This is a genomic window from Kiloniellales bacterium, from assembly GCA_030064845.1.
Taxonomy (GTDB): domain Bacteria; phylum Pseudomonadota; class Alphaproteobacteria; order Kiloniellales; family JAKSDN01; genus JASJEC01.
This window is the reverse complement of record JASJEC010000026.1, coordinates 29819-51779: the sequence shown is the minus strand read 5'-3', so window position 1 is coordinate 51779 and position 21961 is coordinate 29819. Positions and strand designations below refer to the sequence as shown.

The following is a 21961-nucleotide window of genomic DNA, read 5'->3' as shown; positions in this document are numbered from 1 at the left end:
GAAGCGCGGCGCCGGGCCGTGCTCGCCCAAGGTCACCGCGGCCGCCTCAACGGCGGCGACGCAGCCGGCGCCGATCAGCAGGTCGGCCTGGAACCCCATCTGCGGCACGGCGAGCAAGTTCAGGTCCCGGGCGCCGCGGTGGATCAGCGCGCGCACGGCCGCCATGGCGCAGCCCGAGTAGTCCGGTGGCAGCGCCAGGAGGCAGCCGTCCGGTACCAGTGCGGCGATCTCGTCGGCTGAAGCGGCGAAGTCGGTCATCGGGGCATCCTTTCGGCTCCCGCGCTCGCAAGACCGGCTCACTCTGCGCCCCGCCGGGCGGGGCGGGCAAGGCCCAAGTGCCGCCCAGAGCAGATCCGGGTTTGACTGAATCGCCAGAGGCGATCCATCAAACCCGGTGAATCTGCTCTAACAAGGTGATATCGAGCGGATTCACATGTTTTGCCGGAACCGCGCAGCGTTTCCGGCAAAACATGATCCGCTCTAGGCCCCAGCCTTACGCCGCGGTGCCGTTCCGCGAAGGGCGCCCGCCGGTCTCGGCCTCGGGTGCGTGGCCGACCAGACCGCGCAGTCCCTGCAGCGCGCCCGGCTTCAGTTCTAGGACCTGAAAGCGCTCTAGGTCGACCGGTCCGGGTAGCATGATTCCGGCGGCTGCCGCGTTGACGAAGCCGAAGGGACCGTAGTAGTCGGCCTCGCCGACCACCAGGCAGACGCCGTGGCCGAGACGGCGGGCCTCGGCCAGGCTGTGGGCGATTAGGGCGCGCCCCATGCCCCGGCCCTGGAGCGCCGGCTCCACCGCCAGCGGGCCGAGCAGAATGGCCGGCGCGCCTTCGATCAGGACCGGCCAGTAGCGGATCGACGCGTGAACCTGGTCGTCGGCATCGACCGCGACGAAGGCGAGGGCTTGCAGGTCCGGGACGCCTTCGCGCAGCCGGTAGACCGTCTTGGCCAGGCGGTCGGGACCGAAGGTGCGGTCCAGCAAGGGTTCGAGCAGGTCTTGGTCTTCGGGCCCTAGGGGCCGGATCTTGAACGTCATCGCATCGCCTCTTCCGGAGTCCGCAGCGCTCATTGTCTAAGTATCAGGCGCGGCTCTCTTGGATTGTTCGCCGGGGGTCGGCCCGCTTGCCCGGGGGCGCGGCTGGAGGGGTGTGGTCGCTGGCCCTGGAGCTGCAATCGGTCCGATGTCACGCGGTCCGCGTGGGATCCTCTCGTCGTCGTCGCTGGCGATGCGATGCGGTCATCGGTTCTTTTCCACGGGGCCGGTGTGTATCGACCCTCGAAACGTGCCCATAGCACAGGCGGCTCGTTCAGGCCAAGGGTTTCCGTTACCCCGCTTCGCCCAGGCCCCGCTCCCAGTAGGGCGTGTCGCCGAAGCGCTCGGCGAGGAAATCGACGAAGACGCGGACCTTGGGCGACAGGTTGCGACTGGCGGGGTAGACGGCGTGGACGTCAGGGTGATCGATGGTCCAGTCGGTCAAGAGGGGCTCCAGCAGGCCGGCGCGCAGGGCCTCGGCCAGGATGAAGCTCGGCTGGATCGCGATTCCCAGGCCGCCGACCGCGGCGGTCGCGAGCGCCTCGCCGTTGTTGGCGCGCAGGCGGCCCTCGAGGGAGATCGTCCGGCGCCCGCCCGGGCTGGCGAAGGCGAAGCGGTCGCCGCCGCTGCGGTAGGCGTAGAGCAGGGCCTCGTGGCGGGTCAGGTCGTCCGGCGTCTCGGGCCAGCCCTTGGCCGCCAGGTAGGAAGGCGCGGCCGCGACCACCAGGCGGGCGGGTGCCAGGCGGCGGGAAATCACGCTGGAATCCGGCAGCGGCGTGATCCGGATCCCTACATCGAAACCCTCCTCGACCAGGTCGACCATCCGGTCGTTGAAGACCATCTCGACCTTGAGCTCGGGATAGCGGGCCATGAAATCGGCCAGGCAGGGCGCCACGTGCAGCATCCCGAAGGACATGGGCGCATTGACCCGAAGCGTTCCGCGCGGCGCGGTCGCCAGGTGCGAGACCGCTTCGCTCGCCGCCTCGGCCTCGGCGACGACCCGCCGGCAGCCGTCGTAGAAGGCGGTGCCGGCCTCGGTCAGGGAGAGGCGGCGGGTCGTGCGGTTCAGGAGGCGCAGGCCCAGGCGGTCCTCGAGCCGGGCGATCCGCTTGGAGACGGCGGATTTCGAGAGGCCGAGATCCCGCGCCGCGCCGGAGAAGCTCTCCAGCTCCGCGACCCGGGCGAAGAGGGCCATGTCGACCAGGTGGTCCATCTTATTGTTTCTTTCAGTCAACAATAAGTTTCGAATGACGTACCTAATTTTCCCTAATGAAACAAACCATCTTTCTGGTCAGTGGGCGGGCGGCCCTACGGCGCGACCACGCTGGCCGGCACCGACGGCAGCCGCCAGGTCAGCGAGAACGAGCTGGACATCGCCCGCTTCCAGGGCCGGCACGTCGCCAAGATCGCCGCCAAGCTGTGCGGCCAAGACCTTAAGACGAGGAGATTTGAGATGATCGAGATCTTGCCCTTCGAGCGCCTGGGCCGCTTCGACAACGACTGGCTCGGCGCGCGCTACCACTTCAGCTTTGCGGGCTACTATGACCCGTCTCGGACCGGCGTCGGTCCCCTCCTGGTCTGGAACGACGACACGATCCAGCCGGGCACGGGCTTCGATCCCCACGGCCACCAGGACATGGAGATCATCACCTACGTGCGCCGGGGCGCGATCACCCACAAGGATCACCTCGGCAACGAAGGCCGGACGGTGGCGGGGGACGTGCAGGTCATGTCCGCCGGAACCGGGATCCAGCACGCCGAGTTCAACCTGGAGTCCGAACCGACCCAGATCTTCCAGATCTGGATCGAGCCGAACAGCGGCGGCCTGCCGCCGCGCTGGGACACCCGCAGCTTCCCCAAGGGCGAGCGGGCCGGCGAGCTGGTGCCCTTGGCTTCCGGTCGCGACGGCCAGGACATGGCCTTGGCGATCAACCAGGACGCCACGATATTCGGCGCGACGCTTCAGCCGGGCCAGAGCGTGACGCACAGGCTCGGGTCGGACCGTCTGGCCTATCTGGTCGCGGCGAGCGGCCGCTTCGAGATCAACGGCCAGGAAGCCAAGGCGCGGGACGGTGTCACGATCCGCGACCTGGATGAGATCACCGTCACGGCGCTGGAGGAGACCGAACTCCTGCTCGCCGACCTGCCCCACCACTAGAGCCCCTAGAGCAGATCCGGGTTTGACGGAATCGCCGGAGGCGATCCGACAAACCCGGTGAATCTGCTCTAACACTATGATTTAGAGCGGATTCACATGTTTTGTCGGAATCGCGAAGCGTTTCCGTCAAAACATGATCCGCTCTAGGAGGAGAGGAAAGATGACCAGCAGTTCCACGACCGCGCCGCGGCCGATCATCCCGGCCCTGGCGCCGCTCTACAAGAGCCTCTCGGGGCTCTCCTATCCCCTGATCCGTGTCGCCACGGGCTTGATCCTCGTGCCCCACGGCGCCCAGAAGCTGTTCGGCTGGTTCGGCGGCTACGGCCTCGAAGGCACGGCCGGCTTCTTCGCCCAGAATCTCGGGCTCGAGCCTGGCATGTTCTTCGCGGTGCTGGTCGGCGCCACCGAGTTCTTCGGCGGCCTCTTCTTGGCGCTTGGTCTCCTGACCCGTCCGGCTGCGATCGGTATTGCGATCCTCATGGCGGTGGCCATCACCGTACATGTGCCGAACGGTTTCTTCTGGACCGCCGGCGGCTACGAGTATCCACTGCTCTGGGGTTTGATCGCCCTGGCTATCGCGCTCAAAGGCGGCGGCGAGCTGTCGGTCGACCGGAAGATCGGCCGCGAATTCTGATCGGTAGAAGACGGAGAAGGGCGCCATGGGACTCCTGATCGACGGCCAGTGGCACGACCAGTGGTACGACACCAAGGCCAGCGGCGGACGGTTCCAGCGTCAGGATAGCCGGTTCAGGGATTGGGTCACCGCCGAGGGCGGGCCCTTTCCCGCCGAGCCGGGCCGCTATCACCTCTACGTTTCGCTCGCCTGTCCCTGGGCCCACCGCACTCTGATCTTCCGGGCTCTCAAGGGCCTGGAGGAGGTTATCTCGGTCTCCGTCGTGCACTGGCACATGGCGGAGAACGGCTGGGAGTTCCGCAAGGGGCCGAACGCCACCGGCGACGGCCTCTTCGGCGCGGCCTACCTGCACGAGATCTACACCAAGGCGGATCCCGCCTACACCGGTCGCGTGACCGTCCCGGTGCTCTGGGACAAAAAGACCGGGACCATCGTCAGCAACGAGTCGGCGGAGATCATCCGCATGCTGAACTGCGCCTTCGACGCCTGGGGCGACCCCGCGCGGGACTTCTACCCCGAGGCGCTGCGCGCCGAGATCGAGGCCGTCAACGAGGCGGTCTACCACAAGGTCAACAACGGCGTGTACAAGGCCGGCTTCGCGACCACCCAGGAAGCCTACGAGGAGGCCTTCGAGGCCTTGTTCGACTGCCTCGACTGGCTCGAGGCGCGGCTCTCCGGTCAGCGCTACCTGGCTGGTGGACGGCTGACAGAGGCCGACTGGCGGATGTTCACCACGCTCCTGCGTTTCGACCCGGTCTACGTCGGCCACTTCAAGTGCAACAAGCGCCGCCTCGCCGACTATCCAAATCTTTGGGCTTTCACGCGGGAGCTCTATCAGATGCCCGGCGTCGCCGGGACCGTCGACATGCAGCACATCAAGCGGCACTACTATGGCAGCCACCCGACCATCAACCCCTCGGGGATCGTGCCCTCGGGCCCGGAGCTCGACTTCACGGCCGTCCACGACCGGGGGCGCCTTCCTGCCAGTTCCTGAGGCAAGCCGCCGCCGCAGCCTGCTCCGATGTGGGGCGCTATCAGATCGGATGGGGTTGCTTGGCGATCAATCCCGCTTGGTGTAACATACTGATTCTAAACATTTTAGCGCACTAAATCCGGCCAGACGCCTGGGCGTCTGATCGGATAGTGCGCTTGCCCGGCGTTTGTGGGACAGTCATGGCACGTCGACCACTGTTCGAAGTGACGCCGTGCACCGACACATCCTCGCAGGTTTCCTCGCAACCCTTGGCGTGCTGTGCCTGCTTGCCTCGAACCTCGCGGCTCAAGAGGTCCAGAGACCCTTCGGCAAGCTGGTCGAGGAATGGAACCGTTCGATCGAGCTGATCCAGCAGGAGCTGGGCCGAGGCGATCCGGTCGACGAGCGCGCGGCCCAGCTAAAGGACCGCCTGGTAACCATTCGCGCGGAAGCCATCCCCGTTCGCCGAAACGCCGAAGCCTCGATCAAGACGCTGCGCAGCCGGGTCGACGCCCTGGGGCCGCCACCCTCGGAGGACGACCCTCCCGAGGTCGCGGACATCGCCGCGCAGCGCCAGCAACTCGATGAGGAGATTGCCGCGCTGACCGGGCGCGTCCAACAGGTGAATCTGATACTGCAGCAGGTCGAAGAGCTCACCGCCGACATCAACGTGCGGCTGCGGGGGCGCGCCATTGCGTTCCTGCTGACGAGCTACCCCCTGCCTATGGCGCCGAGCACCATGCTGGCCGCGGTGCCCGACTTCTTCGATCTTCTGGCGGCCCTGGTCCAGGCGCCCGTGGCGTGGTGGTCCGAACTCGGGCCGAATGAACGTCGGGCCGTCGTGACCCGCTCCTCCGTGGCCCTGGTCGTCGCTGTGCTCTTGGTCCTGTTTCTGCCCGTCCTTCTGCGGCGCCGCTTCTATCGGGACCCGAACATTTTGAAGCCGAGCTACACGCGCCGGTTCTCCTGCGCGGTTGCCTGGGGCCTTGCGTTCGGCATCATTCCGGCCGCCATCTTCGGCGCCCTGTTCTACCGCGTCGCCAGTCACAGGTCCCCGATCGTCGGCGAGTTCGCCCTCATCGTCGAAGCCACATGCACCGCCTTGGCGTTCTTCATCCTGGCCTGGGCACTGCCGCGCGCCGCGCTGGCGCCGAATCTGCCCAACTGGCAACTGATCGAGCTGCCGGTGCGGAACGCCCGCGCGCTCACCCGGCGCATTACCTTTCTGGCCGCCGTCTTCTCGCTGGATCTCTTCTTTCAGGTCTGGGGCGCCCATTGGCAGGCTTCCGACGAGTTCCTGTCGATCTTCTTTCTGGTCATCAACGTCCTCGAAGCCGTGGCCATCGTGGCGCTGGTCCAGGCCTGGCTGTGGCGGCGCGACGAGGAGCCACAAGCGGCCGAGGCCGGGCGGGGCCAAGAAGAAGAGACGGGGGAACGATCCCGAGCGCAGGACCTGGGCACAGCCCTGAGAGTCACCGTGGCCCTGATCGCCTTCGCGGCTGTCGGGGCCTCGCTGATCGGCTACGGCAATCTCGGCAACTACCTCCTGGACAATATCCATTTCAGCGCCGTGGCCTTCGGCATCCTTTTCCTGCTGCGCGGCCTGTTCCGCGAGCTGATCGGCCTGGTGCTGCGCTCGGCGTTTCTGCGTGACGGCCTTTCACTGCGCCACGTCACGCGACAGGTCTTCAAGTTTTGGCTGCGGGTTCTGCTCGACATCGTGATGGTCTCTCTCGGTGCGCTCGCCGTGCTGTCGATCTGGGGTATTCCGATCGAGAACCTCTGGGACTGGACGGTTGCCACGCTAAGCGGTTTCCAGGTCGGCGACGTGACCATCTCGGTCACCGACATCTTCGTCGGGATCGTGGTCTTCATCATCGCGCTCTTCCTGACCAGGCTGCTGCAAAGGGCGCTCACCGATCAGATCCTGCCCCGAACGCGGCTCGATTCCGGCGTGCGGAACTCCCTGGTCCAGGGTCTCGGCTACCTCGGCATGATTGTCGCGTTCGCGCTCGCCGTGGCGGCGCTGGGGTTGAACCTCACCAACTTGGCCCTGATCTTCGGCGCTCTCTCGGTGGGTATCGGCTTCGGCCTGCAGAACGTCGTGAACAACTTCGTATCCGGCATCATTCTGCTCGTCGAGCGGCCGATCAAGGTCGGCGACTGGGTCGTGGTCGGTCAGAACGAAGGCTTCGTGAAGCGGATTCAACTGCGCGCCACCGAGATCGAGACCTTCCAGCGCGCCTCGGTCGTCATACCCAACAGCGAGATCGTCTCGAACTCGATCACCAACTGGACTCACCGCGACCGCTACGGCCGCGTCGACATCCCGGTCAAGGTGGCCTTCGGGAGCGACATCGAGAAGGTCAAGGAGGTCCTGCTCGACTGCGTTAGGTCCCACGAGATGATCCTCACTTGGCCGGCGCCCTTCGTTCTGTTCCGGCGCTACGGGCAGGATTGCCTGGAATTCGAGGCGCGCGGCTTCCTGTCGAACATCGAGTACATCTTCATCGTCCAGAGCGATGTCCTGACGTCGATCGACCGCGCCTTGCGTGAAGCCGGCATCGAGGTGCCCTATCCCCAGCGCGAGCTGCGGTTCCGCGACGCCGAGGCGGCCCGCGAGGCGCTCGACAGCCCCGCCGTGGTGCGTGCTGCGGAGGATGCCGGCCCCGGTCCGGAGATGGCCGCGGAGCGCAAGGTGGGGTCGCGCAAATAGATATCCCCTGAGCGTGGCCCGGGGCGAAGCTAGTCGAGCTTGAAGCCCTTGGCGCGCAGAAAGCGCCCGAAGTCCGCCCGTTCCGGCACGGCGTACTGCCGGGCCTTGTCTTCCGACCAACCGTAGCGCGCCGCCTGGCCGAAGCGCTCGGTGTAGCGCTGGGCGCTATAGGGCTGGGCCGCTTCCCGCCGCCGGTCGTAGGCCTCGATGACCGTGCTCAGGTCCTGCTCCCGATAGCGGTCGCGGTGAAGTGTCGCGGAGAGCGGCAGGCGCAGGCTCAGCTTGGGGATCTCGTCGGCCGGATAGCCCAGCGCCAGGCCGGCGACCGGAAAGACGTGGTCGGGCAGGGCGAGCAGCGCGCTGATCGCCGCCGCGTGATTGCGGACCGCGCTGATCGGACAGCAGCCCAGTCCCGCCGCTTCCGCCGCGGTGACGAAGCAGGACAGGGCGACGGCCGCATCGACCGCGGCGTTGAACAGGGCGTCCAGGTGGTCGTTGGCGTTCTCCTTGCCGCGCCATTCATGGATCAGCCTGAGACGCCGGTTGTTGCCGCAGAACATCAGCAGGTGCGGCGCCGCCCCGATCCAGGCCTGGCCGAGCGGCCCGGTCGTCAGCAGCCGGTCGATCCGGTCCCGGAGCCCGGGATCCTCGACCAGGATGATGTCGCGCTGCTGCAGGTCGCTCTTGCTCGGCGCCGAGAGCGCCAGGGCGCAGAGGGTCTCGAGCGTGCCGGGTGGGACCTCGCGCTCGCGGAAGGCCCGGCAGGAGCCGCGCGCCGCGAGGCGTCCCCAGGCTTCCGGTGAACCACCTTCATCGCCGGCCGCGACGGGCTCGCCGAAGCGGCGCGCGAGAACCTCATGTAAGCCGGCCTTGGTCATGGCCTCTCCCTGCCAGTCAGCTGCGGCGCGCCAGAGCGAGACCGGCGGCCGCGCCGATGATCAGGCCGCCGACCGCTCGGTTGCGCAGCCGGGCGCGGCGCCGGTCCCCCAACCAGCCGTGCAGGCGGCCGGCGCAGATCGCATAGCCGCTGTCGAGAGCGATCGCGATCGTGAAGAACGTGGCCGAGAGAAGAACGAGCTGCGGACCGGCGGGCGCCGCGGGGTCGATGAACTGAGGAAAGAAGGCGGCATAGAACAGCAGAACCTTCGGGTTCGTTGCCGCGACCAGGAAGCCGCGCCAGAACAGGGGCCTCAGTCCGATCCGACGTTCCGCCCCTGGAGCCGGGCCGTTCGCCGGAAGACGCCAGTAGCGGAGACCGAGCCAGAGGAGGTAGGCCACGCCGGCCCAGCGCAGCCATTCGAACCACTGGGCGAGGAACACCATCACCGAGGTCATGCCGAGGGTCGTGACCGCGAGCTGGAGGATCTGGGCCGCGCCTGTGCCGGCAACCGTGACCAATCCGTAGCGGCTGCCGTAGGCGAGCGAGTTCGCGACGATCAGCGAGACGTTGGGCCCGGGGACGGCGATCAGGACCGTCGTCGCCAGCACGAAGGCGAGGTAGAGCTCCAGGGCCATGGCGGCGAACCTCCGGCGCGGGGATCCCAGCACCCCGGTCTACTCCGCCTCTCTGCCGAAGGGAAGGCCGTTGCGCGGAACCCGCTCTAGGGCCTGTTGACACTCACGTCGCGCTCCTGGTCCGAGTGAAATCGGCCCGCTGTTAGGCGCGAGGAGGAAGGACATGCCGAGCATATTCGACGACGAGCAACGCGGCAGGAGGCCGATTTCGCCGGATCCCTTCGGGACGGGGCGCATTTGCGCCGGGGCGGCGTCGCGGAAGGACTTGTGGGGCCCAAGCCCACGGCGCCTCCCGCTCCTGGCCCCGGTGCAAATCCGCTCCCGCCAGGAGCGCGCCGTGAGTGTCAACAGGCCCTAGACGTTGAAGCGGAAGTGAAAGACGTCGCCGTCCCGGGCCTGGTAGTCGCGACCCTCGACCCGCATCTTGCCGGCGTCCTTTGCGCCCTGCTCGCCGCCGCAGGCGACGAAATCCTCGTAGGCGATGGTCTCCGCCCGGATGAAGCCGCGCTCGAAGTCGCTGTGGATCGCGCCGGCCGCCTCGGGGGCCTTGGCGCCCCGGCGCACAGTCCAGGCGTGCGCTTCCTTGGGCCCCACGGTGAAGAAGGTGATGAGATCCAGCAGGGTGTAGCCGGCGCGGATCACCCGGGCCAGGCCGGTCTCCTCAAGACCCAGGGTTTCCAGGAACTCCTGCTTCTCCGCTTCGTCGCCGAGCGCCGCCACCTCGGCCTCGATCGAGGCTGAGATCACCACGAAGCCCGCGCCCTCGGCCTCGGCCTTCCGGCGCACCTTCTCCGAATGGGCGTTGCCGTCTGCCGCCGCGGCTTCCTCGACGTTGGCGACGTAGAGCAGTGGCTTGGCGGTCAGGAGCTGGAGCTGGCGGAAGACCGGCTGCGCCTCGCGCGGCAATTCGACGGCGCGCGCCGGCCGGCCGTCCTGCAAGGCCTCGGCGACCGGCTCCAGGACGGCGAGGCGGGCCTTGGCTTCCTTGTCGTTGCCCCGGGCCCGCTTGACCGCGGCCTCGCGCTGGCGCTCGACGCTTTCCAGGTCGGCCAGCAGGAGCTCGGTCTCGACGATCTCCGCGTCGCGGATCGGATCGACCGAGCCCTCGACGTGGGTGACCTCGCCCTCGAAGCAGCGCAGCAGGTGGACGACGGCGTCGACCTCGCGGATGTTAGCCAGGAACTTGTTGCCCAGACCCTCGCCCTTAGAGGCACCGGCGACCAGGCCGGCGATGTCGACGAACTCCAGCACCGTCGGCACCACCTTGGCGGACTTGGCGAGCTCGGCCAGACGGGAGAGGCGCGGGTCGGGCACCGGCACGCGACCGACGTTCGGCTCGATCGTGCAGAAGGGGTAGTTGGCCGCCTCGGCCGCCGCCGTTTCGGTCAGGGCGTTGAACAGGGTCGACTTGCCGACGTTGGGCAGGCCGACGATGCCGCAGTTGAATCCCATGGGATTAGGTCTCGTCCGATGTCGCTTGGTCCGGTTTAGGCGAGCGCTCGCGCTGCTCCCGGGTCTTCGGATCCGGTTTCGGCCGCGGCGGCGACAAGGCCAGCGAGACCCGTGACATGAAGGCCGAGGAGTCGCCGGCCAGCAGCAGAGGCAGCTCGCAGGCCACCGCGTCGATCAGGGGATCGAGCCAGGCGTCCTCCGCCTTGGCGAAGTCCTTGAGCACGTGTCCGTGGACCAGGTCCTTGTCGCCCGGGTGGCCGACGCCGAGACGCACCCGCCAGTAGTCCTTGCCGATGTGGGCGTCGATCGACCGGAGCCCGTTGTGGCCGCCGGCGCCGCCGCCCTTCTTGACGCGGACCTTGCCGGGCTTGAGATCGATCTCGTCGTGCAGCACGAAGACATCCGCCGGCGCCAGCTTGAAGAATCTCAGGGCTTCGCCGACCGCCCGGCCCGACTCGTTCATGAAGGTCTGCGGCTTGACCGCGAGCACCTTCTCCGAGCCGATGCGGCCTTCCGATACCTCGCTCTGAAAGCGCGCACGCCACGGGCCGAAGCCATGGCGGCGGACGGCCTCGTCCACCGCCATGAACCCGATGTTGTGCCGGTTCCGGCTGTATCGCGGGCCCGGGTTGCCCAGGCCGACAAGCAGCAGCACGCCTGGCCTCCCGCGGGCGCGTGAAGGGCGCTAGGACTCTTCGCCCGACTCCGTCTCCGCGCTCTCCTCGCCCTCGGCGGCAGGCGCCCCTTCCTCGCCCTCGGCGGCGGCTTCTTCGCCTTCCTCGGCTTCCTCGGGGATCACGCTGGGCGCCGCGACCGTGGCGATCGTGAAGTCGCGGTCGGTGATGGTCGGCTCCACGCCCTCGGGCAGGCTGATCTCGCTGATGTGGACGGAGTCGCCGATGTCGCGCCCGGTCAGATCGACCTCGATCGACTGGGGTATGGCGTCGGCCTGGCACGCGACCTCGACGGTATAGCGCACGACGTTCAGCACGCCGCCGCGCTTCAGGCCGGGCGACTCCTCCTCGTTGAGGAAGGTGACCGGCACCTCGACATTGATCTTGGTGTCACGGCTGACCCGCAGGAAATCGACATGAATCGGACGGTCGGTGACCGGATGCAGTTGCAGGTCCCGCGGCAGCACCCGTTCCTTGGTGTTGCCGACGTCGATGTCGAGCAGGGTGGAGAAGAACCCGCCGGTCGAGATCTCGCGTTGGAGTTCGCGGGGGTCCATGGAGATCATCACCGGGTCCTTCTTGGCGCCATAGATAACGCCCGGAACCCGTCCGGCACGCCGGGTCGCGCGGGCGGCCCCCTTTCCGGCCCGCTCCCTCGGCTCTGCCGCCAGTTGGTGCACGTCGCTCATCGCTCTTCGTCTCCTTCGTTCCTACCATGAAGGCGGCCGCGCCGCCCTCGCTAACGTCCCCGCCCGGCCTCCAGGGGTGCCGGCGCAGGGGGTGCCGCCCACCGGGCGGCTAATCGAACAGGCTCGACACGGAACGCTCGTCGCTGATCCGGGTCATAGCCTCGCCCAGCAGTTGCGCAATCGTTATCTGGCGGATGTTCTGGGCCACACGCATCGCCTCGGTCGCCTGGATGCTGTCGGTCAGCACCAGCTCCTGCAGCGGCGACGCGGTAACCCGCGCGACCGCCCCGCCGGACAGCACCCCGTGGGTGACGTAGGCGGAGACCGACAGGGCGTCGGCTTCCATCAAGGCCACCGCGGCGTTGCACAGCGTGCCCGCCGAGTCCACGATGTCGTCGACCAGGAGGCAGCGCCTACCTTTCACGTCGCCGATGATGTTCATCACCTCGGAGACGCCCGCCTGTTCGCGGCGCTTATCGATGATCGCAAGATCGGCGTCAAGCCGCTTGGCAATCGCGCGCGCGCGATAGACGCCGCCCACGTCCGGCGACACGATGGTCAGATCGTCGCCCTGGAAGCGCTCCTTGATATCGTTGGAGAAAACCGGCGCGGCGTAGAGATTGTCGGTCGGGATATCGAAGAAACCCTGGATCTGCCCGGCGTGCAGGTCCAGCGTCAGAACACGGTCCGCGCCCGCCGAGGTGATCAGGTTGGCCACCAGCTTGGCCGAGATCGGCGTACGCGGCCCGGACTTCCGATCCTGCCTCGCGTAGCCGTAGTAGGGGATGACCGCGGTGGTGCGCCTGACCGAGCCCCGCTTCAGGGCGTCGAGCGCGACCAGCAGCTCCATCAGATTGTCGTTCGCCGGGTAGGAGGTCGACTGGATGATGAAGACGTCCTCGCCGCGCACGTTCTCGTGGATCTCGACGAAGATCTCCATGTCCGAAAAGCGGCGCACGCTCGCCTTGGTCAGGGGGATCTGGAGGGATGCCGAAATCGCTTCGGCCAGCGGCCGATTGCTGTTGCCGGTCAGGATTTTCATACGCAGGCCCCCAGAGCGGCCTTCCCAGAGGTTTCGCTGAGGCCGACCCCCCGCCGGCCAAATCGCGCGGAATGTATCAACGGCCCCCCGGAGTGTAAATGTTCTTCGGGCCGGGCCGGGCGGGTTCAGCCGGCACGTCCCAGCTGATCCAGGAGATCGAGGATACCCGCCGCGGCGCCCTGGGCGATCTGCTCCGAGAGCTCACCCCATTGCCCGTCCAGCTGCTCCGCCGGGACCCGGTTCGCCTGGTCTATCCGGCCCAGCTCGCGGCCGTCCTTGGAATCGTTAACCGCCCAGGACAGCCGAATCTCACGCCAATAGCCCCCCGGCGGGCTGAGCGAGACCCGGCAATCGATCAGCAGGTCGCGGGTGCCCGCGTGCTCGGCCAGGGGCAGGCCGGCCCGGCTCAGTTCTTCGGCGAGAGCCTGGGCAAGGCTCAGACTACCATCACCCGGCGCGCGGATCGGCAGGATGACCAGACGCGCGCCGGGAAAACCGGGGACCGAGCGCTGAACCTGCTCCGAGTCCTGCACCTGGCGCGCTATAGCCTCGGCGGTAAGCTCGACTATCTCGACGATGCCCTCGTTCGCGCCGGTTCGCCAGGCGCCCCTGGGCAGGCGCGCCCGCTGGCGATAGGCGGCGATGCGGGCTCCGTCCGGGTCCTGCAGTTCCCAGTGCAGCATGATCTCCTCGTGGCTGTTGTCGATCGGCTGTACAACCGCCCAGCCGCGCAGCCTTTGCGCGGTCGACCCCGGGGGCCTGGTCGTCGCCGGCAAATTGCGCGATCGGAGCGCATCGGCCAAGGTGTCCGCCGTCCATGCCGGATATCCCGGGGGCTCCCCCTCGATGGTCATGACATGGACCATGCGCCCGTCCTGGATATCGAGCAGTGGGTTGCCGTTCTTGACTTCCGGCTGAAACGGCCGCGGCAGCGGGCCGCAGGCGGCGGCCGCGACGAGCAGGAGACAAAAGACAGAGGCTCTGGCGAGGCTCCGGCCGGGCGCCGCTAGACGACCACCACGCAGGTGACCAGGAGCACCAGTATTCCAAAGAAGATCAAGAGTACGAGATAGGGCATCGAACATTCCCGGCGCCTCTCGGCGGCTAGACGATGACGAGGTCGAGGGGACGGGTCGAGAGCGGCTCGGCGCCGCGCTCGCCGATCAGGCTGGTCCGCCCGAGGCTCATCGCCAGACCGCGGTCGCTGTCGAAGATGATCATGTGGCAGAAGAACACCATGCCCGGCGCCACCTCGACCGGGTTGCCCTTGTAGAGCATCGGCCAGTCCATCCAGTTGGGCGAGAAGGTGGTGCCGAGGGAGTACCCGCAGGCATTGAGTCTGTGGGCCTGATAGCCGGCACGGTCGAGCACCCGGGCGTGGGCGTCGAAGGCCGCGCCCACCGTGTTGCCCGGCGTCAGTGCCGCCTCGACGGCCAGGAGCGCTTCTCTCGCCACGGCGTGCATTTCGACCTGGCGGTCCGGCGGCGTGCCGATCGCGAAGGTGTGCATCATGGCCGCGTGGTAGTGCCGGTAGGCGCCGGCCCACTCCAGGGTCAGCTGGTCCTGCGGGTCGAGATGGCGCCGGCCGGTGTGGTAGCGGCACAGCAGCGCGTTCTGCCCGGAACCGATGATGTACTCGTTGCCCGGGTAGTCGCCGCCGCCCTTGAAGACGGCGCCCTGCATGGCCGCCAGGATATCGCCCTCGTAGGCGCCGGCGCCGGCGAGCCCGGCGGCCGCGTCGAAGGCCTCGTCCGCGAGGACGGCGGCCCGGCGCACGAAGGCAACCTCCGCCTCGCTCTTGACCACGCGCTGCCTGCTGACCAGGGCCGAGGCGTCGACCAGCTCGGCTGTACCGGCGATGGCCGCCTCGAGCCGCTTTCCGGCGGCGGCGGTCAAGCCGTAGGCGTCGTACTCGACGCCGAGGCGCCGGCCCTTCAGTCCCCAGTCGACCAGCATGTCGCGCAGTTCAGAGGCCGGATCCGCCCCGGGTCCGTCGACCCAGACGCGCACGTCGTCGACCACGGAGGTCAGCTGCGCCTGGCGCAGGTCCGCCGACCGGGTCAGCAGGAACATGCGCCCGTCCGCGCCGAGGTAGAGGCACTGGAAGTAGACGTAGCCGAAGGTGTCGTAGCCGGTCAGGTAGTACATCGACTCCTGCCGGAACATCAGCAGGCCGTCGAGGCCCTCCCGGCCCATGGCGCGACAGGTCGCCGCGCGCCGCTCGGCCAGCTCCTCGGCCGTGAAGTGGATCGCCATCTAGTCGGCCTCCAGTTTAATGGTCGAGAGACTGCGGCCGTAGTCGGGCTCTTGTTGGAGACAGGAGCGCCGGTAGCTGAAGAAGAGATCCGGCTCGCCGCAGGTATCGTGGGCCAGAGTCTCCACGGCGCCCAGGTCCAGGGCGGCCAGGCGGCGGCGGGCGTAGCCCTTGATATCGAACATGAAGTGGCCCGCGCGCGCGGACGGACGGAACAGGGTCCGGTAATTGGCCGACTGCTCCAGGAAGGGCCCGGGGAACTCGGGGCCGACCTCGTAGGACCGCTGTTCGATCGCCGGCCCGATGGCCGCCAGGATCCGGCCGCGCAGCGCGCCGAGTCGCTCCATGGCCGCGACCGTCGCATCCAGCACGCCGTCGAGCGCGCCGCGCCAGCCGGCGTGCGCCGCCCCGACCACCCCGGCCTCGGGATCCGCGAACAGCACCGGCACGCAGTCGGCCGTGGTGATCGCCAGCACCAGACCCGGACGCGCGGTGACCAGGGCGTCGGCCTCGGGGCGCTCTCCCGGCCCCCAGGCGCGCTCGACCTGCGCGACGGTGCTGGAGTGGGTCTGGTAGGGCGTGAAGAGCTGATCGGGAGCGGCGCCGAGCTTGGCCATGGCGCGCGCCCGGTTCTCCTGCACGCGGGCGGCTTCGTCCCGGGAGCCGATGCCGCAGTTGAGCGAGTCGTAGAGGCCGCGGCTGACCCCGCCGTGGCGGGTGAAGAAGGCGTGGCGGACGCGCGGCAGTCCGGTGAGCATTTTGGCCTTCAGCATGGCGGGGCGAAGTCTAGTTCTGGTTGCGGTGTTCTGTAGCGTGTCATCCGTGCGTCTCCAAGTCTTCCAGCGGTCCAAGCGCCGGGGCCGCGATCGCCAGGACCTTGAAGAGATCCCCCATCTCTTCGCTGTCGGAGAGCCGGCGCCGCGCTGCCTCGATGTCACGGGCCTGGGCCTCGGTCGCCTGTTTGAGCAGCGCGTCGGCCCGCACGTCCAGGCCGAGTCGCCGGAGAAACCGCCCCTGTGCGATCGGCCCGTAGACCGCGGCGCCGGCGGTGCGCGCCGTCTGCGCCAGGCTGGCGAAGTCGACGTGAGCGGTCAGGTCGGCGGTACCGGGCTGGGTGAGGACGTCGTGGGCCGCGTGCCGGCGCACCGCCTGAAGGCTCTCCCCCGTCCGGCTCTGAGCCGGCCCGAAATCGATCAGTATGGCCGCACCGCCGTCTCGGCCGACCCGGCCTGCGATGTCGCCGACCAGGGTGTGGCCGGCGGGCGACACCTCGATCATCTGTCCCGGCTCGGCCTCCCGCAGGGCCGGCGGCACCAAATGCTGGGCGGCGGCGGAAGGCGGGGCGAGCGCGAAGCCCAGGCTCTCTTCGGCGTCGGCCACGACCATGCGCTCGCACCAGCCGGTCTCCGCGCGGGTCAGCTGGCGGATCGGAAGCGCGTCGAGAAACTCGTTGGCGACCAGGATCATGGGCCCGTCCGGGACGCCGGCGAGCTCGTTGTGCCAGCTCGGCCGGAACGCCGCCAGGCGCTCGGCCTGGCACTTCCTCAAGGCCGGGCTGACCTCGACCAGATGGATCTCGGCGCTCTCGACGAAGCCCGGCGCCACTTGGGCGGCGCGCAGCATGTCGGCCATCATGGTGCCCCGGCCCGGACCCAGCTCGACGAAACGGAAGGGCGCCGGCGCGCCCATCCGGCGCCATATCTCCGTGCACCAGAGGCCGAACAGCTCGCCGAACATCTGGCTGATCTCGGGCGCCGTGGTGAAGTCGCCCGACCGGCCGAAGGGGTCGCCGGTCATGTAGTAGCCCTCGGCCGAGTCGGTCAGCACCTGCGCCATGTACTCGGCGACGGTGATCGGGCCGTGGAGCGCAATGCGCCGCGCGATCCGCCGGCCCAGGGGCGTGTTGGCCGCCTGGCTCACGGCCGGGCCCGCTGCACCGGGCGCATCAGCGCCCAGATCACCAATGCCGCGCCGCCGGCCGCCATGGGAAACGACAGGACCTGCCCCATGGTCGCGCCGCCGAACAGCAGGCCCAGGTGGGCATCGGGCTCCCGCACCAGTTCCACGGCCATGCGGGAGAACGCGTAGCCGGCCAGGAACAGCCCGGTAATGAGGCCCGGCCGGTAGAGTCCCCTCGCGAGGGCCAGGGCGAAGAGCAGGCAGAACAGCAACAGGCCCTCCAGAGCCGCTTCGTAGAGCTGGCTGGGATGCCGGGGCAGGGCGAGCGGGTCGGTCGGGAACACCATGGCCAGCCAGAAGTCGGTCGGCCGGCCGTAGAGCTCGCCGTTGATGAAGTTGGCAACGCGGCCGAGGAGGAGCCCGATCGGCGCCGCGGCGGCGATGACGTCGGTCAGCTGGAACAGCGGGATCCGCCAGCTCCGGGCGCAGAAGATCATGGCGAGGGCGACGCCGAGGAGGCCGCCGTGGAAGCTCATGCCGCCTTCCCAGACGAAGAGGACCTGCAGGGGGTGCTCCAGGTAGAAGCTCGGCTTGTAGAACAGGACGTAGCCCAGTCGGCCGCCTAGCACGACCCCCAGGGTGGCCCAGAGCAGAAAATCGTCGATCCTCGCGCGGAACACCTCGAGCGCGGTCGGCTCGCTCTCGCCGTCGGCGGCGCGCGGCTTCCCGACGTCCTGCGCGACCGACCCTGGCGGATCGGCCCGGCCCATTTCAGCTTGGGGCGAGCGGCCGGCGAGCCAGAGGCAGTACCGCCAGGCGAGCAGGAGGCCGACGACGTAGGCCAGGGAATACCAGCGAATGGCGAGCGGTCCGATTTCCAGCGCGACCGGATCGATATTGGGGAATGGAATCGCGAGAAGCATGCCGGAGGTCTCGAGGTGAATCGCCGTCCGCGTTCGATCGGCCCGCGCCGCCGCGCGGACTGTATTGGATCTCCCCGCGCCGGTCCATGGCCCGCTGGCCGGGCGCGCCACTTCAGGCGCCGGTGAGATCGGGGTTTGCCCGTGGCCGTTTCCCGCCCATATGGTGGGTCACTGTCGCGGCTGGGAGTAAAGACCATGCAAACGCAGAACAAGATCCTGGACGACATGGCCCGCGTGGCCAGCGGCGCCCTCGGGGTCGCCTCGGAGATGCGCAACGAGGTCGAGGGCCTGCTTCGCCAGCAGCTCGAGCGGCTGGTCAACCAGATGGACCTGGTCAGCCGGGAGGAGTTCGAGGCGGTCAAGGCGATGGCGGCCAAGGCCCGGGAAGAGCAGGAGCTTCTGGCGGAACGCGTCGCCGCTCTGGAGGCCAAGCTCGCGGCCGCCTCCAAGCCGGCGAAGGCCGCGCCCGCAGGCAAGCCCGCGAGCCGGCCGCGCAAAACCGGCAAGGCGGCCGGGTCCTCGTGAGCCCTGCGCCCGAGGTCGTCATCTTCGACCTGGGCGGCGTGCTGATCGACTGGGACCCCCGCCACCTCTACCGCAAGCTGATCGATGATGACGGTGAGATGGAGCGCTTTCTCGCCACGGTGTGCACCCGGGACTGGAACGAGCGGCAGGACGCGGGGCGTTCCTTCGCAGAGGCCGTCGCCGAGCTCTCGGCGCGCCATCCCGACCAGGCCCACCTGATCGAGGCCTATTGGCGGCGCTGGCCGGAAATGATCGCCGGCGCCATGGACGACAGCGTGGCGATCCTGCGCGAGCTGAAGGCCGGCGGGCTCCGGCTCCTCGCGCTTAGCAACTGGTCGGCCGAGACCTGGCCCCACGCCCGGGACCGCTTCGAGTTCCTGACCTGGTTCGACGGATTGGTCCTCTCCGGTTTGGAGGGCGTGAACAAGCCGCAGCCCGAGATCTACGACCTCTTGCTCGAGCGCTTCCAGGTCCGGGCAGAGGGCGCGCTTTTCATCGACGACGTCGAGGCCAACGTGGAGGCGGCCAGACGCCGCGGCTTGCCCGCCGTCGTGTTCGAAGGCGCAGCCCCGCTGCGGCGCGCGCTCGCGGACTGCGGGCTGCCCGTCTCACCCTGACGCGCCCCGGGCCACGCCCGCGCGGCCCGATATCGAACTTATCAACAAGAATTCACGGTTCTGTCGAAGCGGCGGGCAATCCCCTGTTGCAAGGCCGAATCACATTTGGCAGCCTAGATGTTGTAGTTCGTGCCTTTCAGACGCCTATATATCGGGAAGCCCCCGGGGAGGATCCCATGGTCGCCACGCAAACGTACCTGGAAGAGCGCCCCAATCCCCTCGATCTCGTTGAAGAGCTGGCCGCCGCCAACCAATGGCACTGTGAACGGTCCAACGACTCCGAGTTGACCATGGAGATCGCCGGCCGCTGGTGCGATTGCCACATGTCCTTTCTCTGGGCGGACGACGTCAGCGCCATGTTCTTCTCCTGCCATTTCGGACAAAAGGTTCCCGAGCCCAAGCGGGCGGCGGTCCATGAACTGCTCGCGCTCTATAACGAGACCCTGTGGCTCGGGCATTTCGATCTCTGCTCCGAGGACTGGTCGCCGCTGTTTCGCCACACCCTCGCCCTGCGCGGGGTTTCCGCGCCCAGCGTCGAGTTGCTCGAGGATCTGGTCGATACCGCGCAGACCGAGTGCGAGCGCTTCTTCCTGGCGCTCCAGCTGGTCGTTTGGGGCGGCCAGCCGGTCGCCACCGCGATGACCGCCGCCATGATGGATACCCAGGGCGAAGCCTGAGCCGGGCGTCGCCTTCCCGCCACCCTTGCCCCGCCGCGCCGACGGCCGCATCATCTGGGCAACTGCGGAGCGGCGAGGGGGCGCGTGACCATGGAGTTCAGAGGGCCTCTGGCCTTGATCGGCTGCGGCAAGATGGGCGGAGCGCTGCTGGCCGGCTGGCTCGACCGCGGTCTGGAGCCCTCGAAGCTCAGCATCGTGGAGCCGAACGCCGAGGCCGCGGCGGCCTTCGCGGCGCGCGGCGCGGCGGCCTTCGACGCCGGCGACGCGCTGGACGCGAATCAGGCGGTCGTGGTGTTCGCCGTCAAACCGCAGCAGATGGACGCCCTGGTGCCCGCCTACGCCCGCTTCGCCGGCCGTGGGGCCGTCTTCCTCTCCATCGCGGCCGGCAGATCCCTGGCGTACTTCCAGGACCGGCTCGGCGCCGGAGCGGCGATCGCGCGGGCCATGCCCAATACGCCGGCGGCGGTCGGCCGCGGCATGACCGTGCTGGTGGCCAATCCGCATGTCGGCCCAGAGCAGAAGAAGACCTGCGAGGAGCTGATGTCCGCCGTCGGCGAGGTCGCCTGGGTCGAGGACGAAACGCTGCTCGATCCGGTCACCGCCGTATCGGGGGGTGGTCCGGCATACGTATTTCTGCTGATCGAGTGCCTGGCGGAAGCGGGCCGCAAGGCCGGCCTGCCCGAGGCTCTGGCAATGCAGCTTGCCCGCACCACGGTCGCGGGCTCAGGCGAGCTGGTGCGGCAATCGAGCGACGCCGCCGATACGCTGCGACGGAACGTCACCAGTCCCGGCGGCACCACGTTGGAGGCGCTGAAGGTCCTGATGGCCGACGACGGCCTGCAGCGGCTGATGGACCGGGCAATCGCCGAGGCGACACGCCGCAGCCGGGAGCTGGCCTCGTGACCGAGCGGACGCTCAAGGCCAGCGCGCGCCGCGTCCAGGAGGCGCTTGAGAACCTCGGCCACGGGTTCGAGGTCCGCGAGTTCCCGGAGTCGACCCGCACCGCCGCCGATGCCGCCGCCGCGATCGGCTGTGGCGTCGGCCAGATCGCGAAGTCCCTGGTGTTTCGCGGCGGCGCCTCGGACCGGCCGGTCCTGGTGATCGCCAGCGGATCGAATCGGGTCGACGAGAAGAAGGTGGCCGAGGTTCTGGGCGAGAAGATCGAGCGGGCCGACGCCGACTTCGTCCGCGCGCGGACCGGCTTCGCGATCGGCGGCGTGCCGCCGGTCGGCCACGCCGAATCGCCGATTACCGTGATCGACCGCGACCTCGAGGCCTACGACGAGATCTGGGCGGCGGCCGGCACGCCGAACGCGGTGTTCCGCCTCTCGCCCGCCGAGCTGATCGCGATCACCGGCGGGCGTCCGGCCGCGGTCAAGCGGGGCGCCTGAAGCGCCGGCGCCTAATTTGCACCGGCACGCATTGGCGGGGCTGTCGCGCTCCCCTAAATATGCGTCAGGTCGGTCGTAAGGAACGGTGAATCACCATGGCGAAGAGAGCCGCTACGTCGGGTTCCAACGGATCGGGGACCGAGGGCGCAAGTCGCAAGAACTCGGGGTCGGGCAGCGCGGGGCCCGGTCCGTCGGAGCGTTTGATCGAGACCGCAATGAGCCTGGCGGCAGAGCGGTCTTGGCGGGAGCTGTCGCTCGCGGAGATCGCCGAAGGCGCCGGCCTGTCCTTGGGCGAGGCCTATGCGGTCTTTCCGTCGAAGAGCGCCATCTTGCGGGCCTTCTCACGGAAGATCGACGCCGAGGTCCTAGGCGATAGCTCCCTCAGTGACGACTGGGACGGGGGCGAGACGACGGCCCGCGACCGGCTGTTCGACGTGATGATGCGGCGCTTCGACGCCTTGGCGCCGTACCGGCCCGGACTGGCCAACGTGATCTACGACCAGGCGCGTGAACCGCTCGGCGCACTCTGCAGCCTGCGACAGGTCCGCCGCTCCATGGCGGCGATGCTCGAGGCCGCCCGGCTTTCGCCCGAAGGCCTCGCCGGCGAGGTCCGCGTCCGCGGCCTGGTGGCGCTCTATCTCGCGACGCTGCGAGTCTGGTTGCGCGACGAGAGCGCGGACATGGCCAAGACCATGGCCAGTCTGGACGGCTACCTGCGCCGGATCGAAGCGGGTCTGCAGAGCCTCTCCGGGGGGCGCCGTCGCGGCGCCGGCCCGCCAGAAGAATAAATTT

At 68.5% G+C, this 21961-nt stretch carries 24 protein-coding genes and 1 pseudogene; 11 read left to right on the top strand and 14 right to left on the bottom strand.

Translation table 11 applies throughout. The features are described from left to right. The 3 genes from QNJ67_11745 to QNJ67_11735 all read right to left on the bottom strand — a co-directional run. On the bottom strand, positions 1 to 258 hold a 258-nt coding region (locus QNJ67_11745; GenBank protein MDJ0609639.1), incomplete at its 3' end, for a CoA transferase. Positions 259 to 493: 235 nt separating this feature from the next. Further along, positions 494 to 1033 (bottom strand): N-acetyltransferase, encoded by a 540-nt coding sequence (locus tag QNJ67_11740; protein ID MDJ0609638.1) that lies wholly within the window; start codon positions 1031 to 1033, stop codon positions 494 to 496. Between the two features lie 289 nt (positions 1034 to 1322). Further along, positions 1323 to 2243 (bottom strand): LysR family transcriptional regulator, encoded by a 921-nt coding sequence (locus tag QNJ67_11735; protein MDJ0609637.1) that lies wholly within the window; start codon positions 2241 to 2243, stop codon positions 1323 to 1325. Positions 2244 to 2327: 84 nt separating this feature from the next. On the opposite strand from QNJ67_11735, the pseudogene QNJ67_11730 reads away from it, so the two are divergent. The 5 genes and pseudogenes from QNJ67_11730 (at position 2328) to QNJ67_11710 (ending at position 7511) form a co-directional block, all read left to right on the top strand. Next, positions 2328 to 2456: pseudogene (locus tag QNJ67_11730) on the top strand (NAD(P)H:quinone oxidoreductase). A gap of 27 nt (positions 2457 to 2483) precedes the next feature. Beyond that, a complete protein-coding gene (locus QNJ67_11725) occupies positions 2484 to 3188 on the top strand; it encodes a pirin family protein (GenBank protein ID MDJ0609636.1) in 705 nt (234 codons plus the stop codon). A gap of 160 nt (positions 3189 to 3348) precedes the next feature. Further along, the gene (locus tag QNJ67_11720; protein ID MDJ0609635.1) at positions 3349 to 3822 is read left to right on the top strand and encodes a DoxX family protein; all 474 of its coding nucleotides are present in this window, start codon (positions 3349 to 3351) and stop codon (positions 3820 to 3822) included. Between the two features lie 25 nt (positions 3823 to 3847). Next, positions 3848 to 4816 carry a glutathione S-transferase family protein gene (locus QNJ67_11715; protein ID MDJ0609634.1) on the top strand — a complete coding sequence of 323 codons (969 nt, stop codon included), beginning with the start codon at positions 3848 to 3850 and terminating at the stop codon, positions 4814 to 4816. 211 nt (positions 4817 to 5027) lie between these two features. Next, positions 5028 to 7511, top strand: a complete 2484-nt coding sequence (locus QNJ67_11710) for a mechanosensitive ion channel (GenBank protein MDJ0609633.1) — start codon at positions 5028 to 5030, stop codon at positions 7509 to 7511. A 29-nt stretch (positions 7512 to 7540) separates the two neighbouring features. Here QNJ67_11710 and QNJ67_11705 read toward each other — a convergent pair whose 3' ends face one another. The 11 genes from QNJ67_11705 to lgt form a co-directional block, all read right to left on the bottom strand. After that, positions 7541 to 8389 carry a nitroreductase family protein gene (locus QNJ67_11705; GenBank protein MDJ0609632.1) on the bottom strand — a complete coding sequence of 283 codons (849 nt, stop codon included), beginning with the start codon at positions 8387 to 8389 and terminating at the stop codon, positions 7541 to 7543. 16 nt (positions 8390 to 8405) lie between these two features. After that, positions 8406 to 9026: a LysE family translocator gene (locus tag QNJ67_11700; GenBank protein MDJ0609631.1), complete on the bottom strand. Its 621-nt coding sequence runs from the start codon at positions 9024 to 9026 to the stop codon at positions 8406 to 8408. Positions 9027 to 9380: 354 nt separating this feature from the next. Then, positions 9381 to 10478 (bottom strand): redox-regulated ATPase YchF, encoded by a 1098-nt coding sequence (ychF, locus tag QNJ67_11695; protein ID MDJ0609630.1) that lies wholly within the window; start codon positions 10476 to 10478, stop codon positions 9381 to 9383. A gap of 4 nt (positions 10479 to 10482) precedes the next feature. Further along, positions 10483 to 11133 carry an aminoacyl-tRNA hydrolase gene (gene pth / locus QNJ67_11690; protein ID MDJ0609629.1) on the bottom strand — a complete coding sequence of 217 codons (651 nt, stop codon included), beginning with the start codon at positions 11131 to 11133 and terminating at the stop codon, positions 10483 to 10485. Between the two features lie 30 nt (positions 11134 to 11163). Further along, positions 11164 to 11841 (bottom strand): 50S ribosomal protein L25/general stress protein Ctc, encoded by a 678-nt coding sequence (locus QNJ67_11685; GenBank protein MDJ0609628.1) that lies wholly within the window; start codon positions 11839 to 11841, stop codon positions 11164 to 11166. Between the two features lie 109 nt (positions 11842 to 11950). Then, positions 11951 to 12883, bottom strand: coding sequence for a ribose-phosphate pyrophosphokinase (locus QNJ67_11680; GenBank protein MDJ0609627.1), 933 nt, complete (start codon positions 12881 to 12883; stop codon positions 11951 to 11953). 125 nt (positions 12884 to 13008) lie between these two features. After that, positions 13009 to 13749, bottom strand: coding sequence for a hypothetical protein (locus QNJ67_11675; GenBank protein MDJ0609626.1), 741 nt, complete (start codon positions 13747 to 13749; stop codon positions 13009 to 13011). A 238-nt stretch (positions 13750 to 13987) separates the two neighbouring features. Further along, entirely contained in the window at positions 13988 to 15139 is a 1152-nt protein-coding gene (locus QNJ67_11670) for a Xaa-Pro peptidase family protein (GenBank protein ID MDJ0609625.1), read from the bottom strand. Next, the gene (gene pgeF / locus QNJ67_11665; GenBank protein MDJ0609624.1) at positions 15140 to 15910 is read right to left on the bottom strand and encodes a peptidoglycan editing factor PgeF; all 771 of its coding nucleotides are present in this window, start codon (positions 15908 to 15910) and stop codon (positions 15140 to 15142) included. It abuts the gene before it with no gap. Between the two features lie 43 nt (positions 15911 to 15953). Then, entirely contained in the window at positions 15954 to 17057 is a 1104-nt protein-coding gene (locus tag QNJ67_11660; GenBank protein MDJ0609623.1) for an SAM-dependent methyltransferase, read from the bottom strand. Continuing rightward, positions 17054 to 17959 carry a prolipoprotein diacylglyceryl transferase gene (gene lgt / locus QNJ67_11655; GenBank protein ID MDJ0609622.1) on the bottom strand — a complete coding sequence of 302 codons (906 nt, stop codon included), beginning with the start codon at positions 17957 to 17959 and terminating at the stop codon, positions 17054 to 17056. Before lgt ends, QNJ67_11660 begins: the two co-directional genes overlap by 4 nt. Positions 17960 to 18154: 195 nt before the next feature. Here lgt and QNJ67_11650 point away from each other — a divergent pair, with 195 nt between their 5' ends. The 6 genes from QNJ67_11650 (at position 18155) to QNJ67_11625 (ending at position 21957) form a co-directional block, all read left to right on the top strand. Then, positions 18155 to 18484: an accessory factor UbiK family protein gene (locus tag QNJ67_11650; protein ID MDJ0609621.1), complete on the top strand. Its 330-nt coding sequence runs from the start codon at positions 18155 to 18157 to the stop codon at positions 18482 to 18484. Then, positions 18481 to 19101 carry an HAD family phosphatase gene (locus QNJ67_11645; GenBank protein MDJ0609620.1) on the top strand — a complete coding sequence of 207 codons (621 nt, stop codon included), beginning with the start codon at positions 18481 to 18483 and terminating at the stop codon, positions 19099 to 19101. Before QNJ67_11650 ends, QNJ67_11645 begins: the two co-directional genes overlap by 4 nt. A 176-nt stretch (positions 19102 to 19277) precedes the next feature. Further along, a complete protein-coding gene (locus tag QNJ67_11640; GenBank protein MDJ0609619.1) occupies positions 19278 to 19778 on the top strand; it encodes a YbjN domain-containing protein in 501 nt (166 codons plus the stop codon). A 90-nt stretch (positions 19779 to 19868) separates the two neighbouring features. Further along, a complete protein-coding gene (proC, locus tag QNJ67_11635) occupies positions 19869 to 20681 on the top strand; it encodes a pyrroline-5-carboxylate reductase (protein MDJ0609618.1) in 813 nt (270 codons plus the stop codon). Further along, positions 20678 to 21169, top strand: coding sequence for a YbaK/EbsC family protein (locus QNJ67_11630; protein ID MDJ0609617.1), 492 nt, complete (start codon positions 20678 to 20680; stop codon positions 21167 to 21169). The genes proC and QNJ67_11630 overlap by 4 nt, the downstream gene beginning before the upstream one ends. Positions 21170 to 21264: 95 nt before the next feature. After that, on the top strand, positions 21265 to 21957 hold the full coding sequence (locus QNJ67_11625) for a TetR/AcrR family transcriptional regulator (GenBank protein MDJ0609616.1): 693 nt from the start codon (positions 21265 to 21267) through the stop codon (positions 21955 to 21957). Positions 21958 to 21961: the final 4 nt, after the last annotated feature.

Excerpts from the sequence above, each read along its gene's own strand:
- QNJ67_11715 (MDJ0609634.1), top strand. The coding sequence starts at position 3,848 with ATGGGACTCCTGATCGACGGCCAGTGGCACGACCAGTGGTACGACACC.
- pgeF (MDJ0609624.1), bottom strand. The coding sequence starts at position 15,910 with ATGCTGAAGGCCAAAATGCTCACCGGACTGCCGCGCGTCCGCCACGCC.
- QNJ67_11705 (MDJ0609632.1), bottom strand. The coding sequence starts at position 8,389 with ATGACCAAGGCCGGCTTACATGAGGTTCTCGCGCGCCGCTTCGGCGAG.
- QNJ67_11700 (MDJ0609631.1), bottom strand. The coding sequence starts at position 9,026 with ATGGCCCTGGAGCTCTACCTCGCCTTCGTGCTGGCGACGACGGTCCTG.
- QNJ67_11685 (MDJ0609628.1), bottom strand. The coding sequence starts at position 11,841 with ATGAGCGACGTGCACCAACTGGCGGCAGAGCCGAGGGAGCGGGCCGGA.
- QNJ67_11720 (MDJ0609635.1), top strand. The coding sequence starts at position 3,349 with ATGACCAGCAGTTCCACGACCGCGCCGCGGCCGATCATCCCGGCCCTG.
- QNJ67_11625 (MDJ0609616.1), top strand. The coding sequence starts at position 21,265 with ATGGCGAAGAGAGCCGCTACGTCGGGTTCCAACGGATCGGGGACCGAG.
- QNJ67_11650 (MDJ0609621.1), top strand. The coding sequence starts at position 18,155 with ATGCAAACGCAGAACAAGATCCTGGACGACATGGCCCGCGTGGCCAGC.
- QNJ67_11735 (MDJ0609637.1), bottom strand. The coding sequence starts at position 2,243 with ATGGACCACCTGGTCGACATGGCCCTCTTCGCCCGGGTCGCGGAGCTG.
- proC (MDJ0609618.1), top strand. The coding sequence starts at position 19,869 with ATGGAGTTCAGAGGGCCTCTGGCCTTGATCGGCTGCGGCAAGATGGGC.
- QNJ67_11670 (MDJ0609625.1), bottom strand. The coding sequence starts at position 15,139 with ATGGCGATCCACTTCACGGCCGAGGAGCTGGCCGAGCGGCGCGCGGCG.
- lgt (MDJ0609622.1), bottom strand. The coding sequence starts at position 17,959 with ATGCTTCTCGCGATTCCATTCCCCAATATCGATCCGGTCGCGCTGGAA.
- QNJ67_11680 (MDJ0609627.1), bottom strand. The coding sequence starts at position 12,883 with ATGAAAATCCTGACCGGCAACAGCAATCGGCCGCTGGCCGAAGCGATT.
- QNJ67_11640 (MDJ0609619.1), top strand. The coding sequence starts at position 19,278 with ATGGTCGCCACGCAAACGTACCTGGAAGAGCGCCCCAATCCCCTCGAT.
- QNJ67_11740 (MDJ0609638.1), bottom strand. The coding sequence starts at position 1,033 with ATGACGTTCAAGATCCGGCCCCTAGGGCCCGAAGACCAAGACCTGCTC.
- ychF (MDJ0609630.1), bottom strand. The coding sequence starts at position 10,478 with ATGGGATTCAACTGCGGCATCGTCGGCCTGCCCAACGTCGGCAAGTCG.
- QNJ67_11725 (MDJ0609636.1), top strand. The coding sequence starts at position 2,484 with ATGATCGAGATCTTGCCCTTCGAGCGCCTGGGCCGCTTCGACAACGAC.
- QNJ67_11675 (MDJ0609626.1), bottom strand. The coding sequence starts at position 13,749 with ATGGTCCATGTCATGACCATCGAGGGGGAGCCCCCGGGATATCCGGCA.